Below are 15577 nucleotides of genomic sequence, written 5' to 3' on the forward strand. Positions count from 1 at the left end.
CATGGAGAACCCGTCCGAGGACACGGCCGCGCCATGGAAAGCTCTACCGAGCTGGCTGCTCACCCGGACTGCGGACCATGCGCACCATCTGGTGTCGGAGGGATTCAACGCCGTTGAGGCCCGTGGATACCACTACCGACTGCTCGCGACGCTGGAGGGCGTGGGACCGTCCAGCCAGGCCACGTTGAGCCGCCGAAGCGGTATTCACGTCAGCGACCTGGTTGCGACGATCAACGAACTCGCCGAACGCGGCCACGTCGAGCGGACTCCGGACATGACGGACCGGCGACGCAACATCATCTCGTTGACCCCCTCGGGCAAACGGCAGTTGCACCGTCTCGAGAAGCGGCTGTCGAAGACACAGGACGAGTTACTGGCACCGCTCACGGCGGACGAGCGAGATCAGTTGACGGAGTTACTGTCCCGGCTGCTGAGTTATCACAACAGCGTCACCGGAGCCCCCGGAGAAGACTGGCAGGGTTCCTAGGTACGACTGGCCACAAGTCGACACTCCCCCGGGTGCCCGCCGATCACCGACCGTTCTCGCCGACGAACTCGCTCAGCGGGCGTCCTGTTGCCCACGGCATGCGCGGCCTGGAGCAACCGCTCCAGAACATCGGTGGGTACGGTCGCATCGGCGGCGAAGATGCGCATGTCACGGCGCTCGGCCATGACGCGATAGACCGCGGCCCGTTCGGCTTCGGTGAACGCGTGGTCGGCGATCACAGGCCGAACGCTTCGTGAAGGAGCGGAATGAACGCCCGCACCGCCGGACTCGTCGGCGTCGACCACACCGCCGACAACTGCGCCGGGACATCGACACCCACGATCGGGATCACCTGCACCCGTCCACGATCATCCGCACCCATCGACTCGCTCAGGATCCCGATTCCCAGTCCCCTGGCCGCACACTCCGATACCGCTTCCCCGGCGCTGGCCTCGATCACCACCATCGGCGAGAACGTGGCCGCAGCGCAGGCGACGTCGAGAACCGCCCGGACACCGGTCCCCACCGGCATCGCCACCAATGCCTCACCGGCAAGATCGGTCACCATCATGCGCTTTCGATCCGCAAGGTGATGGCCAGGCGGCACCAGCGCCACCAGTCCCTCACTGACGATCACGGATGCCTCCAGCTCATCGTCGACCGGACCCGCGGTGCCGACGATCGCGACGTCCAGCCTCCCGGCGCGGACGTCGTCGATCAACTCGTTCGAGTTTGCCTCTTGCACAGCGATTTCGATGCCCGCGTAGGACGTCCGGAACTTCTCGATCGCAGCGAACAGGGGTGTGATCGTGCAGCCGACAACCATCCCGATCACCAACCTGCCCCGCAACAGTCCGCTCACGTCGTCGACCGCCCGGCCCACTTCACCGGCCGCCGCGAGAGCGGTCCGAGCCGGGCCGAGGGCAGCCTCACCCGCGGGGGTGAGCCTTGCGACGCGACTCGACCGATCGAACAGTTGCGCGCCGAGTTCTCGTTCGAGTTGCCGGATCTGGGCACTCACCCCGGACTGGCTGATCCGGACCCGCTCGGCCGCACGCGTGAAGTTGGCTTCCTCGGCCACCGCGACGAAGTACTCCAACTGTCTCAGTTCCATAAGCTCTGATTCTAGTATGTGGCAGAACAATGTATTGGACTTCTTGTGCAGGTAGAGCGAGGCTGGGATCACACCTACGGAAGGATGAACAATGTCACCCCGAGAGACCGCGCGTCGTCCCGAAGACCTGACCCGACTGTTCGTGGAACGATCGAATGCCGGCGACGCCGAGGGTGTCGCCCTGCTCTATGAAGAGGATGCGGTGATGGCGTACCCACCTGGCGAGCAGACTGTGGGACGGGCAGCGATCCGAGAACTGTGGACTCAGGTGCTGTCACATCAACCCCGTTTCCAGGCGGAAGAACCTCTGCCGACGCTGGTCAGCGGCGATATCGCCTTGACTTCGACCCCGCCGCGAGACGGTGCCGGGGCCCGCGCCCAGGTGGCGCGCAAGCAACCCGACGGCAGCTGGCTACGACTGCTCGACCAACCCGAGTTCGTACCCGTGAGGTCATGACAGCGCAGGGCTGACCCGTCGAAACCCGCACGGGAGGCCCCGGTAGCGTTGTGTTCATGTTGCGCACCACCATCGAGATCGAGGCCGGACACGGCGTTGCGGAAGCCTATGTAACCCGACCAGATGAGAATTCTCATCCCGGCGTCCTCTTGTATATGGATGCTTTCGGTCTTCGCCCGCGCATCTACGAGATGGCTGACCGAATCGCCGGTTGGGGTTTTGTCGTCATGGCCCCCAACGCGTTCTACCGCCATGGCACCATCGAAGATCTCGCGGTCCAGGGCGATCTGAGCGATCCCACCTACCGTGATGAGTTCATGGCCGGCGCGATGGGTCGAGTTCGATCGCTGGGCTCGGGTCTGGCCACCGCGGACGTCGGAGAGTACGTTGATCGACTGCTCGAGCTCCCGGAGGTCAGCGGTGACGGGATCGGTGTCACCGGGTATTGCATGGGTGCGGCTCTGGCATTGCGTACCGCCGGCGCACGACCGGAACAAGTCAAGGCAGCTGCCGGATTCCACGGGGGCAATCTTGTGACGGACGCCGTCGACAGCCCACATATCGTGGCCAAGAACGCGCGAGCGCGCCTGTACCTCGGACATGCCGACAACGATCGGTCGATGCCCGCCGAGAAGATCGAGATCCTGGAACGGGCTTTCGACGCTGCCGGGTTGCTGTACACCTCCGAGGTGTATCCAGAAGCGCCGCACGGCTTCACGATGTCCGACCTACCGTCCTATCGTCGCGATGCCGACGAACGTCACTTCAACACCCTCGAAAGCCTCTTCCGGGAGAACCTCACTCCCTGACCGTCAGCCGGTCGACACCCCGATCCCTGTCAGGCCCCTGCGATTTCACAAATTCGCAGGGGCCTGCCGCTATTCGTATCCGAATCACCGCAGCGGGACGCTCGCGATCACGAAACATGTTCGAGTTGACGACTATTCGACCTGGTCAGGATTGATGAAGTCCGCTTCGGGCCCTGATTCCGGATCGAGTTCGGATTTGGAGTTGTCGTGATCGCGGGAGATTTTTTGTCGGTGTTGTGCGAGTGAGTCCTGGCGGTCGGCGAGCACTTTCAGCCAGGCTGCTGCGAGGGTTTCGTTGACATGCTGGGCCCGGTTGACCCGCGGTTTTCTTTCCGGATCCACCGACGCCGGCGGTATCCAGCCGACCCGACCCGTGTCGGGGCCTTCGGTGATCATGATCGTCTGCCACTGATGCGGTCCATCACCGATGAGTTTGTGGTGCGGCGGGCACGCTGATCCCATCATGTCGATGTCGGTCAGGCCCCCGTTGATCCAGGCAAGTAGGTGATGGGCCTCGACCCAGGTCGCCGGATCGGTACAGCCAGGATGCGAACAACCTCGATCCCGGACGAACAACGCCAACCGTTGCCCCTTCTGCGCAGTGCGTTTGGTCCGGGCGAGATACAACACCTCAGCGGAGTGGTCGGCGAACACGGCCAGATATTTGTCCGACCGGGCGGCCAGATTCAGGGCCTCGTTGACCGGAATGTCCACTCCCGACGCCGTTCTGGCGATCCCCGCGCACTCGTCAAGCTGTTGCTTGGTCATCGTGATGACCAACTGGGCCGGCAAACCCCGATGCGACTTGCCCAGCAGATTGCACTCCAGAATGGTTTTCAGGATCGCCTTGAGCGCGTCGTGGAATTGTTGGCCCTTCGAACGGGTATCACGCTCAGCAGCAGCCTTGATCAGCTCTTTGTCTTGTTTCGGGTCATCGGAGGCTCCGGTCGGCGAGTTGGGGTCGGCTGGATTGTTCATCCCCGGCGCCGCCCACACATCCATCACCGTCCTCAACAAGGCCAGCGTTTCGGGATCGAGGGTGCCGGTGATCTTGGCCATCAGATCCACCCCCTGATCCCCGATACCCATCGACCGTTTACGGGCCCGATCCGAATCATCAGTCAACCGGCCATCAGGGTCGACCCGGGCCAACACCGCGCGACCGGCGGCGGTCAACTGGGTGGGATCTTGGCCGACGGCCTCTTCGGTCATCCAATGATCCACCACGTCATACACTGCCAGGTCCGAGGCCGACGGGATCTGCTTACGCACATCCAACATGACATCCATGTGCGCCGCCCCGATCAAACCGCGTGACCAGGCCTGCTCGGCGGCAGGGCATTTCGGCGCCAACTCCTCCCCCTGCATCGTATGGAATCGGCCGACCGCCTCCAGGGCTCGGATCCGGGACATGGTTTGCCCTTTGGTCAGCCGCAACTCGCTACGGGTGAAACCGAACAGTGACGAATACCCGGCTTCGGTAAACGATGACCGATCCGAGACCCGCAACAGGTGACGCAACCCGGTGAACTCGACCTTACGGGCGATCCGTTCATGCACCCGCACAAGCTCATTGACTTCCGCGCCAGACATATCGGAATCAGCGCAGTCCGCGATATCGGCAACGAGCAACTCCAACTCGAGGTACTTGCGCACCAGTACCGGAACCGGCGAGGAATCAACCGAAGAGTCAACAGGTGGATCGTCAGACATAATGCCCCCCAGCACATCTGATCAAAACGCTTACGATCAGAATACACCGGAAATCTTAATCTGTCGAATGTTTGTTCGAGCAACGGGTTTAGGTGTCCTGCTTTGACAAACCACCTGTGGGACAACGCCTTGCGCGTGTCGGACACGCGGTCCGATCCGTTACCCGAGCGCTGGTGCAGAATGATCAGATGCCAACGTTGCTGCACATCGATTCGTCCGCCAATCCGAAGACGTCGGTCTCCCGCGAGCTGACCGGACTCTTTGCCACCACGTGGCTCGGACGCGGAGAAGAACGGACGGTCACGTACCGAGATCTGCATGCACAGCCGGTGCCGCACATTTCCGATGCCGGATTGCATTACGCCCCGCGACTCCGGGTTGATATCGAGGATGTCGCGCCGGAAGCAGAAGCGCTGCAGGCTGAACTGATCGCGGAGATATCCGCCGCGGATGCGGTGGTCATCGGCGCACCGATGTACAACTGGTCGATTCCCTCGACGCTCAAGGCCTGGGTCGACCACATCCACGTTCTTGGGACCACCGCGCCGTACGACACTGCCGATCAGCCATTCGCCGGGATTCCCGTGGTGGTCATCTCATCACGTGGCCTGACATACGGACCCGGGTCGAACGACGAAGGTCTTGACCACACCGTTCCCCCGCTCATGCAGGTCCTCGGTGTGGCTCTGGGTATGAAAGTCGAGGTGGTGACGTCGGATCTCACTCTCGTCGGACGGATCCCGGCTCTGGATCCGTTCACCGAACAGGCCACCACCTCTGCGGCCGCCGCCCGTGACAGAGTTGTCGAGATCGCACAACAGATTTGAGTGGCGGCCAGCCATAAATCGCCTACGGAGCCGGCGCAGCAACCTCATGACGGGCGTTCGTCACCGGGCAGGACTTTTGGTGTCGCTACCCGGTGACGGCTCCTACTTGATGTCGGCCATGGTTTTGCCGACATCAGCGAGTGTCATCGCCTTGCCGTAGTCATTCTGATACTTGAAGGCCGGAATGTTACAGCGATACGGACCATTGTCAGGTTTGAAGTCCGCGGCCATCCAGCCGTCCGGCGTCACCTGCTCGACGTTGAAACAGGGTGACGGCGCAGCGCCCGGCGTCAGATCGATCGGCGCGGTGAGGCCACCACCCGTCCACGCCGTTTCTTTGACGGCTGCCTCATAGGTACAGGTACGCGTCAGATCATCCCCACAGCTTGCCGCCGACTTGGCGAACAGCAGCCACGAAGAGAATGCTTTAATCGATGGCAACGTCAATTCTGCGTCGGGCGCATAGCGGTTGTAGAGGTCATGGATCTGCTGCATCGCCGGCACCTCGTCTGCACTCTCCAACGGCGCAACTCCGCCGAGTTCCACTACATTATTCTGTTCGCCGGCCGACGTACCCAATGCCTCGATGAACGAATCGTTGTACGCATTGTTACCCGGGTTGATCCAATCCAACTTGTAATCCATGTCGGTAAGCGAACTTTCGAGCTTTGCCAACTGCTCGGGCACCCCATAGAAGAACAGACCCTTCACGCCCTTGTTCTTGATGGCTTGGGCATAGGGCGTCCAGTCGGCAATCCCTGTCGGAGGATATGAATCGCGATAGATGATGGTGCCCCCGGCTGCCGTGAGAGCTTCCTCCGACTGGTCACCCGTCGTTTTCACAACCGGAGAATCCCCACTGATGATCCCGATCGCGCCGGCAGATTCAGGGTAGGCATCTTGAATGAGCCACTGGCCCATGCCGTAGAACGGGTCATACCCGGCGACCCGACTCGGCGAAGCGCTGACCTCCAGGTCCGACCCTACAGACTGTGGTTGAGCCACCTGAGCCGGGAAGCTGGGCAACCCGCACGCAAGACGTTCCTTGACGCCCAGCCCATCGAAGGCATGACCTCCGCCGACCAGGGCGAAGTCCTCACGGCAAGCCGTCACCATTTGCTGACGCACTTGCAACAAATTCGAATCGCGGGTGGTCGCGACGATTTTGCGCCCATTGATTCCACCCTGTTCATTGCACCAGGACGTGAAAACCTTTGCTGCATCCGGGAATTCGGAGACCTTTGTGAAACCGATGTCCGATGCCACACCGACATGAATCTCGGTCTCGGTAACTCCCTGCGCAGGAGAACCTTTCGGTGATCCCGTGTCACAGATCTCACCCAGGTCACCGAATACGGCCGTCGAGGTCCCTCCGGATGCGGACGTACCACCGGCGTCGTTCTTTTCACCACCATCACGGCTACTACAGCCGACGACGATCAGCGCAACGGCCACCAATGCGATGCCCGAAAGGTGTGATTTCAACTTGCTCCTCCTGTGTCGAAATAGCACATTTGCAAGGATGTGCCACTGAATCTGTAACCCAACCGCGGAGTTCCTGCGCCGCGCCGCCAGTGGATCAGCCAGAACGTGCGGCGTTTACCGTCGCCGCCCGCTCACGGAATAGGTGTGAAGTCGAAGTGCAACACGGCCAGACCGCGCACGATGTAGGTCGGCTCGCAGGAGGACTGGCGGACCTCGGCCCCTTCTTCGAGGCCGGTCACCGTCATCGCGTCATGACCCGACGCGTGCCGAACGGACATTTCGACCGCAAATGGTCGTAGTAGGGGTATGGGCCATCGACGATCCAAGTGTCGGTGAAGTAGTTGATCGAATCGAAGTCGCTCATGAAACTCCTGGGATCATTGGGTTCGCCTGATGGAACATTCCCCAGCAGTCGAGTGCGCTGCGACGCCGGTCGATCGCATCACGAAGAAGGCTCCGCCCCTCCTGACCTGCACATATGGTGCGAGGTGTGACGAGCATAACTCCGAGTATCGACTATGTACACGAAACCGGATATTTAAAGTTTTAGGTAACCATCAGCCGGCACCACCGGCCCGCCATGCGTGGCGACCAGCCCTGACCAGTGATCAGCGAGGCAGCATTCCATACAGAAACAGCGTGACCGCGTGCTGAAGGCGCAGTTCCTCTTCCTCAGGTGAGCGGAAAACCCCGAAGTCGGCAAGCCGACCGGGGAGGACCACAACGATGGCAAGAAACTGCTCCGCCGCCAGTTCGACATCACCGATCACGAGGCCTTCTCGATCGCGGTGAAGACGCAGCGCGTCGGCGACTGCTTGATGCTGCGCCGACCAAGCCATGGATTCCGGCTTGACATCGAACTCCGGAAACCGTGACCTCTCGTACATGGCCAACCGCATGAGCTGCGTGGTCTTCGGGTCCACGGCGCGGGCGATCGCCGCGCGACCGATCGCGATGAGCGACGCAGCGACGTCGTCACCCTCGGGTTCGCGGACCACGTCCTGCTCGTCAAGACGCGAAAGCGCCCAGGGAATCACCGTCACAAAGAGCTCATGCTTGTCCGCATAGCGGGCATAGAGCGTTCGCTTGGTTATCCCCGCAGCTCGCGCGATCGCTTCCATCGTGGTGCCGTCGTACCCGTGCTCCAGAAAGGTCGCAACTGCCGCCTCGCGCAACTGCCGGTCCAGCTCCTTGGCCTCGGCATGGGTCGGCCGTCCTCGACGTGTTGTCATCGGTCCCAAAATAGCGCGGTTGCGACTTCGACGTGCATCGACACGTCGGTGTCCGAATTGGCCCGAGACCTGATTTCCCAATAAGTATACGGCTCTGGTGCCAATACGGTTAAGTGCAGTCCACCAGCAATCCATGACCAAAGGGGAATCAGATGGCCACACCTCTCGATACGGGGTCAGCCCTGACGAGGTTGACGAGCATGGTGGATGTTGAGGAATGCTACGACGTTCCCGCACCCGAGTTGCTGCCACTCCAGTTGGAGGCAGCGAACGACTTGTTTCAGGATCGACTCGGACGAATCCGATTGCTGCAGAACCGTGCCGACGAGGCAGGCATCACCGAGGTGAAGACGCGGGAAGACCTTGTTCCTCTTTTGTTCGCACACACCGCATACAAGAGTTATCCCGAAGGCTGGCTTGTCGAACAGAAGTGGGACAGGCTCGGAAGATGGCTCGAGACAATCTCTACCAATCCGGTGAAAAATGTTGATCTGGAGGATGTTTCCGATATCGACGAGTGGCTCGGTAGGTTGGAACAAGCCGGGCATTTTCTGTGCTGTTCCAGTGGAACCACCGGTAAGTCGGCGATGATGAACTCCTCAAAAGCGGATCTCGATTGGAACAGGCGTGAGGCGATTCGCTCGTTCGCCTGGGGTTCGGGATCGACGCCGGGCGACGGCCGCAAGCTGTATGGCCTGGCTCCGACGGCGACAGCGCCGCGCAATCTCACGATCCGCGATGCGCTCATCGAGGGGTTCACGTCCCCGGACTCCGAGCCCTTCCTATATCCGGTCCCGCCGATCACGATCGGCCAGATCACCAGCATGGTGACCTTGCGCAAAGCCATGGCAGACGGCAACGCACGGCCCGCGGACATGGCCAGGTTCGAGGCGACGTCCGCCGCGCGTCAGCAGATCATGGAACAGGCGTTGACCATCTCTGCCGAAGCCCTCGTGGCCGGCCGCAACGAGAAGATGCTCCTATCCGGGATGTTTGCCTCCCTCTATCCGATCGCGGTGGCAGTACGCGAAATGGGATTCTGTGGCAGCGACTTTCACCCGGAGAACACCATCTACATCGGCGGCGGGCTAAAGGGTGCGAACCTGCCGCCCGACTACTTCGAGTACATCGTGGAGACGTTCAACCTGGCGCCTGAGCGCGTGTTCCAGATGTATGGCATGCAAGAGATCAACGCTGCCATGCCACGTTGCCAAGCCAAGCGCTATCACGTCCCGCCGTGGTTGATGCTGCTACTCCTCGATGAGACGGGTGAAAACCTCCTTCCCCCGTCCACCGGGGAAATCGAAGGGCGCGCAGCGTTTTTCGACCTGTCCCTCGACGGCCGCTGGAACGGGGTCATCTCAGGCGACAAAATCGTCGCAGACTACAACCCCTGCGCCTGCGGGAACCGCAGCCCCTCCATCCGAGACAACATCGGCCGATACTCCGATCTGCCCGGCGGCGACAAGATCGGCTGCTCGGGCACCACCGACGCCTATGTTCGGGGGATCTCATGAGTGTCGACCTCAATGCGGCGCCGACCGACCGCGAACCCGCTGTTGCCGCACCCTTTTTCGTTCGCGGAAAACTCGTCACCGACACCACGGTCCGGCACCGGTCACGGGATCTCGGCGTCGACTTCACGACGCCCGAAATCGATTTGGACGAACTGATCCAGCCGCGTTCGGAGCTTCCACCCCTGCTCGACGTCAAGGTCGACGACATCATCGACTTTCTGGTCGAGACCGGCGAACAGCTTGCACTGGACCGGAACCCGTATATGCAAGAGGCACTCGAACGGGTCGTGGAGACCAATCCACTGCCGCGTCGCGTCGTCGAAAACCTCTACCGAGGCGCACCGTACCTCCTCGAGCGGGGCATGCTCACCTCGATGATCGAGTCGAACTTCGCGAACCCCGCCGCCCTCGATGGCTGGGTGTCCCGGACCGACATCAACGGCAACTCCGGTGCGATCCGCGCATTCCCACCGCGCATGGTCCACATGCTGGCAGGCAATTCTCCGGCGGGCTGCGTCTCCTCGATTGCCCAGGGCGCGTTGGTCAAGGCGGTCAACCTCTTCAAGATGCCGTCAAGCGATCCGTTCACCACCGTCGCCGTACTACGCACCATGGCCGGCATCGATCCCGACCATCCGGTCGTCCGTTCCATGTCGGCCATCTACTGGCGCGGCGGCGACGAGACCATCGAACGAACCCTGTACCGCCCCCAGTACTTCGACAAAATCGCAGCATGGGGCGGCGGACCGGCCATCGACAACGTCATCCGCTACCTCGGACCAGGTCTGCAACTGGTCTCGTTCGACCCCAAGACGTCGATCTCCATGCTCGGCAGAGAAGCTTTCGCCGACCAGGCGACCATCGAAGCGGTGGCCGAACAAACCGCGGAAGACGCCACACTGTTCAACCAGGAAGCCTGCCTCGCGAGCCGATTCGTCTATGCCGAAGGCGACCGCACAGGCATCGAACAATATTGTGAAGCACTCGTCGAACGCCTCGGTGTCGACCGCGAGACCGCCTCCGCCACCGCGCCACCGATCCCCTCCGAAATGCGGGAAGAGATCGAGATGCTCCAGATGATGGGGGGCGAGTACAAGGTGTGGGGCACGTTTGACGGAGCCGGCATGGTCGTACTCTCCGATGAACGAGTCTCCTTTCACCCCAGCGGCAAGACCGTCAATGTTGTCCACGTCGAATCACTCGATGCCGCAGTGCCGTTCGTCAATGTCGCGACCCAGACGATTGGCATATACCCGTATGAACGCAAAACCGCGCTTCGCGACCGCCTCGCGTGCGCCGGCGCTCAACGCGTCGTCCGTCTCGGATCTGCGGCCAAACATGTCCTCGGAAGCCCCCACGACGCCATGTACTCGCTCCAGCGCTTCGTCCACTGGATGTCCGACGAAGACGCATGACTGTTGGATACAGCGGTCGCCAGCCTACCCCCCTACAGACAGATCCGAAGGTACGTATCCGATGAATAATCGATGGACCGCGACCGATGTGCCTGACCAAAGCGGCCGCGTCGCGATCATCACCGGCGGTAGCGGCGGCCTGGGGTACCAGACTGCACTCGTGCTCGCCGGCAACGGAGCACACGTGGTCCTCGCCGTACGTGATACGACCAGAGGTGAACAGGCGGCCGAGCGGATTCTCACGACTTATCCCCACGCGAAAGTCTCTGTCCAGGAACTGGATCTGGCATCACAGCGATCAGTCGCAGACGCCGCCGCTGCGCTCGGCTCCAAGTACCCCCGCATCGACCTGTTGATCAACAATGCCGGGGTGATGTTCGGTCCCAAGACCGTCACCGAAGACGGTTACGAACTGCAATTCGCCACCAATCACCTCGGACATTTCGCACTGACCGGACTACTCCTGGACCAGCTACTCACTGTCAAGGGATCACGCGTCGTGACGGTCAGCAGTCTGGGCCACAAAGTACGGGCCGACGTCAACTTCGACGACCTGAACTCCGAACACACCTACTCCGCTGCCGCAGCCTACGCACAGTCGAAATTGGCCAACCTCATGTTCACCTACGAACTCGACAAGCGCCTCGCGGCCGCGGCCACCCCCACCATCGCCGTCGCGGCACACCCTGGCGGTGCGAATACCGATTTGACCAGACACACCCCGGCGAAGCTCCGCTGGATTCAGGACCTGGCCGCGAAGTTTTTCTTCCAGTCCGCAGAGATGGGGGCGTTACCGATTCTGCGCGCCTCGACCGACCCCGACGCCCGGGGAGCCCAGTACTACGGCCCCGGCGGCTTCATGGAGCAACGCGGACATCCCGTGCTGGTCACATCCAGCGCGAAGTCTCATCAGGTAGATGTCCAGCAACGGCTATGGTCGGTTTCGGAGGAGTTGACCGGCGTCGCCTTTCCGATCTGACACACCCCATGCTCCGAACACTGCCGGTCATCCGCCGACCAACAACGATCGGACCGCATCGATCGAATCGGCTTGCGCCGCAGTCTTGTCCGGTCGGTAGCGGAGTACGCGGGCGAACCTGAGCGCCACGCCACCCGGGTAACGCGAGCTGACTTGCACACCATCGAGCTCGATCTCGACGACCAGCGTCGGTGTCAGATAGACCGCCTGGCCGTCGCGATCGCGTTCGTGTTTCGGAAACTCCTCTGTCTGCCACCGCAGCAACTCGTCGGTCAATCCCTTGAACGTCTTGCCGACCATGATCGGGTCACCTCCGTCGGGATCCCTGGCGCCCAGATGCAGGTTCGACAGGAAGCCCGTGCGGCGGCCGTAACCCCACTCGGCACCGAGCACCACCAGGTCCAACGTGTGTTCCGGCTTGACCTTCTGCCAGGTCTTGCCGCGTCGCCCGGCCGCGTACACCGAATCGAGGGACTTGATCATGATGCCCTCGTGGCCGGCAGCGAGGGCGGCGTCGAGGTGCATCTCGGTCGCCGCGAGGTCTGGGGCCACCAACGACGGGATGCGGTGCGCGGACGCGACACGATCGAGCGCATCCAGTCGATCCGACAGCGGCTCGTCGAGCAGGTCAACACCGTCGAGATGGAGGCAGTCGAAAAAGTACGGGTGCAGTAGGAGTTCACGTTTGGACGTGGCACCGAAGCGGCTCATCGTCTCCTGGAACGGACGTGGCCGACCCGAGTCGTTCAACGCCAGTGTTTCACCGTCGAGAACCACCGATTCACAGGGCAATTCACGAATCAGCTCGACCAGCTCAGGCACCCGATCGGTGATGTCATTGAGCGTGCGGGTGTAGATGGCGACCTCATCGCCTTTTCGATGCACTTGGATCCGGGCGCCGTCGAGCTTGTATTCCACACTCACCGCGCCGCCGAGCGCGGCGTGGGCATCGGCAAGCGAGGTGGCCGGAGACGCCAGCATGGGCCGCACCGGACGCCCTACGCTCAACGCGAACTCTCCCAACGCCTGCGCCCCACCACTGATCGCGGCGGCAGCTGTCACCGCCAGGTCCCCGGACAGCATGAAGGCACGCCGGACCACGTCGACCGACAGGCCGGCCGCGACCGCGATCGCGTCGGTCATCACGCCTTCACCGGCGCCCTGCCTCATATCGCCGGTGAGCAGACGGATGAGGAACGTCTGTTCGTCGTCGGTGGCCGCCGACATCAACCGCGTGAGGAGTTCTTTGCGCCGGGCCACCGACCCTGCGCCGGAGGTCTGGGCCAGGTCGGTCAAGAGCTCGTCCACCTCGGAGACGGTCCACCCCGAATCCGGCACGGGCTCGGTCCGTGCACCGGCCAGGGTCCGCCATCCGATACCCAGACGTCCCTGCGGCACTTCTCCCGACAACCACGACACGACAATCGGGACATCGTCGGGCGCGCACGCGCTGATCAGCGCAGCAAGTGCGGCGGACTTGGACTTCCGCGACCGGGTGCCGGCCACCGCCGCACTCGTGGACACAACCTCTGCGAGCAACACACACCCACGGTAACGATCAGCACCGACACTTCGGTGGCTTGGTTGCTCAGCCCGCCGACACGACCTCGTCGACAGCCGACTTTCGTGGCTGCCATCCCGGCGGCCCGAAGATGAATCCGAGTTTGTCCTGCCACCGGGCGGCCCGGCGGACGTCGGCGGCGATCGCGACATACTCGCGTGTTTCCAGACGCCAGATGTTGTAGGTGTCCACCGGCTTGGTCAGCCCGTAGTGCGGACGATGCAGCTCTTTCTGGAAGGTCCCGAACATCCGATCCCAGATGATCAGGATGCCGCCGTAGTTCTTGTCGAGGTACTCCTGATCGCGGCCGTGGTGGACGCGGTGGTGCGACGGGGTGTTGAAGATGAACTCGACCGGACGCCCCAGGTGCCCGATGCGTTCGGTGTGAATCCAGAACTGGTACACCAAACTCACCGAGAACGCGAAGAAGACCATCCACGGCGGCACACCCAAGAGCGGCAACGGCAACCACATGACGATCTCGCCGCTGTTGTTCCACTTCTGCCGCAGGGCCGTCGAGAGGTTGTAGTACTCGCTGGAGTGGTGGGCCTGATGCGTGGCCCAGATCAGCCGAATCCGGTGGGCACATCGGTGATAGGTGTAATAGAGCAGGTCGACGCCGACCAGCGCGATGACCCATGTGTACCACCGGTCTGCCGGCAGCTGCCACGGCGCCACATATGCGAACAGCGCGGCGTAGACGACAAGCGCCAGCGCCTTCCACAGCGCAGTGGTGACGATGGAGACCAACCCCATCGAAATACTCGCTCGGGCGTCGGCCTTCAGGTATGCGCCGGGACCCGGTCGCCCGGCCGCGCCTGGATCAGCTGCCTCCCGGTGCTCGAGGATGCGGGCTGCCGCGATCTCGAGCAGCAGGAAAAGAATGAAAAACGGAATCGCCAGGGCCACCGGGTCACGCAACGGCTCAGGTAATGCCGTCAACACCGGCACAGCGGTGTCCATACTGTTCCCCTTCTCAGCTGGTCAACCCTAGATGCACATATCGACGTTACACTGTGATCCAGGATGTAACCCATGATCGGTACGTGAGCGTACAGGATCACCACGGCATGTTGGCATCATGTACGAGTGAGCATTCGCCTGGTGGCAACCGACCTCGATGGAACCCTTCTCGACTCCGACCGCGCGGTGAGCGCGCGAACAGCCGCGGCGATGGCCGCGGCTGCCGAGGCCGGCATCATCGTGGTGTGGGCGACTGCTCGGGCCCAGCACTCGGTCCAGACATTGGCGGCCTCCTGCGGCTTTCGCGGATTCGCGGTGGCGGCCAACGGCGCAGTCCTCCTCGACCTCGCCGACGGCACACCGAAAGTCATTGACGTACAACCATTACCGGCGCACATTGCGCACGACACGATGTCCCGGGTTCGCACTCTGGTCCCCGGAACGGTTTTCGCTTCGGTCGGGCCCACTAGGTTTGTCGCCGATCCCGACTACGCGGCGCTGTGTGAGTTCACCGATCATCACCGGGACCCGGCGACGATGGAGCTGTCGGATTCGTCTGCGCTCGACACCGAACCGATCGTGAAAATCGTAGCCCGGCATCCCGAGGTGACCAGTGAGCACCTGTTCCGTGCGGTCGCCGCGGCAGGCATACCCCAGGTGACTCCCACCCATTCCGGCGCCCCGTATCTGGAGATGGCGGCCGACGGTGTCTCCAAGGCCACCGGACTGTCGAGACTGTGCACGCAGTGGGGTATCGATCCGTCCGAAGTCGCCGCCTGCGGCGACGCGATCAACGATCTGCCCATGCTGCGCTGGGCCGGGCTGGCACTGTGTCCGGCCAACGCCGCCCCCGACACTCTCGCGGTTGCCGACACGATCTTGCCGAGCAACGACGACGACGGTGTCGCGGTCTACCTGGAATCTCTCGTCGCCGGCCGCTGACACAGGTTCCCGATCGACCCGACAGATCCGGGCACCGATTGTCGGGCGGACGGGCTCCCTGAGCCCCTAGCGTGAC

The 15577-nt window shown here is 62.3% G+C and carries 16 protein-coding genes; 8 read left to right on the forward strand and 8 right to left on the reverse strand.

The window, feature by feature from the left end; all coding sequences use genetic code 11:
• Nucleotide 1: 1 nt before the first annotated feature.
• A complete protein-coding gene (locus AC51GT_RS08190) occupies nt 2–487 on the forward strand; it encodes a MarR family winged helix-turn-helix transcriptional regulator (RefSeq protein WP_496325775.1) in 486 nt (161 codons plus the stop codon).
• Here AC51GT_RS08190 and AC51GT_RS08195 read toward each other — a convergent pair.
• Nucleotides 484–726: a hypothetical protein gene (locus AC51GT_RS08195; RefSeq protein ID WP_496325776.1), complete on the reverse strand. Its 243-nt coding sequence runs from the start codon at nt 724–726 to the stop codon at nt 484–486. The two genes, AC51GT_RS08190 and AC51GT_RS08195, sit on opposite strands and share 4 nt — an antisense overlap.
• Nucleotides 723–1601, reverse strand: a complete 879-nt coding sequence (locus AC51GT_RS08200) for a LysR family transcriptional regulator (RefSeq protein WP_496328411.1) — start codon at nt 1599–1601, stop codon at nt 723–725. The genes AC51GT_RS08195 and AC51GT_RS08200 overlap by 4 nt, the downstream gene beginning before the upstream one ends.
• A gap of 91 nt (nt 1602–1692) precedes the next feature.
• Here AC51GT_RS08200 and AC51GT_RS08205 point away from each other — a divergent pair, with 91 nt between their 5' ends.
• Nucleotides 1693–2058 (forward strand): YybH family protein, encoded by a 366-nt coding sequence (locus tag AC51GT_RS08205; protein ID WP_496328412.1) that lies wholly within the window; start codon nt 1693–1695, stop codon nt 2056–2058.
• A gap of 56 nt (nt 2059–2114) precedes the next feature.
• The gene (locus tag AC51GT_RS08210; protein WP_496328413.1) at nt 2115–2867 is read left to right on the forward strand and encodes a dienelactone hydrolase family protein; all 753 of its coding nucleotides are present in this window, start codon (nt 2115–2117) and stop codon (nt 2865–2867) included.
• A gap of 132 nt (nt 2868–2999) precedes the next feature.
• Here AC51GT_RS08210 and AC51GT_RS08215 read toward each other — a convergent pair whose 3' ends face one another.
• Nucleotides 3000–4580, reverse strand: coding sequence for an HNH endonuclease signature motif containing protein (locus tag AC51GT_RS08215; protein ID WP_496328414.1), 1581 nt, complete (start codon nt 4578–4580; stop codon nt 3000–3002).
• Nucleotides 4581–4768: 188 nt separating this feature from the next.
• Here AC51GT_RS08215 and AC51GT_RS08220 point away from each other — a divergent pair, with 188 nt between their 5' ends.
• Entirely contained in the window at nt 4769–5407 is a 639-nt protein-coding gene (locus AC51GT_RS08220; protein ID WP_496325781.1) for an FMN-dependent NADH-azoreductase, read from the forward strand.
• A 102-nt stretch (nt 5408–5509) separates the two neighbouring features.
• Here AC51GT_RS08220 and AC51GT_RS08225 read toward each other — a convergent pair whose 3' ends face one another.
• The 3 genes from AC51GT_RS08225 to AC51GT_RS08235 form a co-directional block, all read right to left on the reverse strand.
• The gene (locus AC51GT_RS08225; protein WP_496325782.1) at nt 5510–6892 is read right to left on the reverse strand and encodes an ABC transporter substrate-binding protein; all 1383 of its coding nucleotides are present in this window, start codon (nt 6890–6892) and stop codon (nt 5510–5512) included.
• A gap of 131 nt (nt 6893–7023) precedes the next feature.
• Nucleotides 7024–7170, reverse strand: coding sequence for a hypothetical protein (locus tag AC51GT_RS08230; protein WP_496325783.1), 147 nt, complete (start codon nt 7168–7170; stop codon nt 7024–7026).
• 330 nt (nt 7171–7500) lie between these two features.
• The gene (locus AC51GT_RS08235) at nt 7501–8124 is read right to left on the reverse strand and encodes a TetR/AcrR family transcriptional regulator (RefSeq protein WP_496328415.1); all 624 of its coding nucleotides are present in this window, start codon (nt 8122–8124) and stop codon (nt 7501–7503) included.
• Between the two features lie 200 nt (nt 8125–8324).
• Here AC51GT_RS08235 and AC51GT_RS08240 point away from each other — a divergent pair, with 200 nt between their 5' ends.
• The 3 genes from AC51GT_RS08240 (at nt 8325) to AC51GT_RS08250 (ending at nt 12035) form a co-directional block, all read left to right on the forward strand.
• Complete coding sequence (locus AC51GT_RS08240) at nt 8325–9641, forward strand: hypothetical protein (protein WP_496328416.1); 1317 nt, start codon at nt 8325–8327, stop codon at nt 9639–9641.
• Entirely contained in the window at nt 9638–11056 is a 1419-nt protein-coding gene (locus AC51GT_RS08245) for an acyl-CoA reductase (RefSeq protein ID WP_496325786.1), read from the forward strand. Before AC51GT_RS08240 ends, AC51GT_RS08245 begins: the two co-directional genes overlap by 4 nt.
• 61 nt (nt 11057–11117) lie before the next feature.
• Nucleotides 11118–12035 (forward strand): SDR family NAD(P)-dependent oxidoreductase, encoded by a 918-nt coding sequence (locus tag AC51GT_RS08250; RefSeq protein ID WP_496328417.1) that lies wholly within the window; start codon nt 11118–11120, stop codon nt 12033–12035.
• Nucleotides 12036–12062: 27 nt separating this feature from the next.
• On the opposite strand, the gene AC51GT_RS08255 is transcribed toward AC51GT_RS08250, so the two are convergent.
• Both AC51GT_RS08255 and AC51GT_RS08260 read right to left on the reverse strand, forming a co-directional pair.
• Entirely contained in the window at nt 12063–13577 is a 1515-nt protein-coding gene (locus AC51GT_RS08255) for an ATP-dependent DNA ligase (RefSeq protein ID WP_496328418.1), read from the reverse strand.
• 46 nt (nt 13578–13623) lie between these two features.
• Nucleotides 13624–14559 (reverse strand): sterol desaturase family protein, encoded by a 936-nt coding sequence (locus tag AC51GT_RS08260; RefSeq protein WP_496328419.1) that lies wholly within the window; start codon nt 14557–14559, stop codon nt 13624–13626.
• A gap of 126 nt (nt 14560–14685) precedes the next feature.
• Between AC51GT_RS08260 and AC51GT_RS08265 the strand changes: the two genes are divergently transcribed.
• Entirely contained in the window at nt 14686–15501 is an 816-nt protein-coding gene (locus AC51GT_RS08265) for an HAD family hydrolase (protein ID WP_496325790.1), read from the forward strand.
• Nucleotides 15502–15577: the final 76 nt, after the last annotated feature.

The organism is Williamsia sp. z34 (genome assembly GCF_059553395.1).

Excerpts from the sequence above, each read along its gene's own strand:
- AC51GT_RS08190 (WP_496325775.1), top strand. The coding sequence starts at position 2 with ATGGAGAACCCGTCCGAGGACACGGCCGCGCCATGGAAAGCTCTACCG.
- AC51GT_RS08200 (WP_496328411.1), bottom strand. The coding sequence starts at position 1,601 with ATGGAACTGAGACAGTTGGAGTACTTCGTCGCGGTGGCCGAGGAAGCC.
- AC51GT_RS08205 (WP_496328412.1), top strand. The coding sequence starts at position 1,693 with ATGTCACCCCGAGAGACCGCGCGTCGTCCCGAAGACCTGACCCGACTG.
- AC51GT_RS08210 (WP_496328413.1), top strand. The coding sequence starts at position 2,115 with ATGTTGCGCACCACCATCGAGATCGAGGCCGGACACGGCGTTGCGGAA.
- AC51GT_RS08215 (WP_496328414.1), bottom strand. The coding sequence starts at position 4,580 with ATGTCTGACGATCCACCTGTTGACTCTTCGGTTGATTCCTCGCCGGTT.
- AC51GT_RS08220 (WP_496325781.1), top strand. The coding sequence starts at position 4,769 with ATGCCAACGTTGCTGCACATCGATTCGTCCGCCAATCCGAAGACGTCG.
- AC51GT_RS08230 (WP_496325783.1), bottom strand. The coding sequence starts at position 7,170 with ATGTCCGTTCGGCACGCGTCGGGTCATGACGCGATGACGGTGACCGGC.
- AC51GT_RS08235 (WP_496328415.1), bottom strand. The coding sequence starts at position 8,124 with ATGACAACACGTCGAGGACGGCCGACCCATGCCGAGGCCAAGGAGCTG.
- AC51GT_RS08240 (WP_496328416.1), top strand. The coding sequence starts at position 8,325 with ATGGTGGATGTTGAGGAATGCTACGACGTTCCCGCACCCGAGTTGCTG.
- AC51GT_RS08245 (WP_496325786.1), top strand. The coding sequence starts at position 9,638 with ATGAGTGTCGACCTCAATGCGGCGCCGACCGACCGCGAACCCGCTGTT.
- AC51GT_RS08250 (WP_496328417.1), top strand. The coding sequence starts at position 11,118 with ATGAATAATCGATGGACCGCGACCGATGTGCCTGACCAAAGCGGCCGC.
- AC51GT_RS08260 (WP_496328419.1), bottom strand. The coding sequence starts at position 14,559 with ATGGACACCGCTGTGCCGGTGTTGACGGCATTACCTGAGCCGTTGCGT.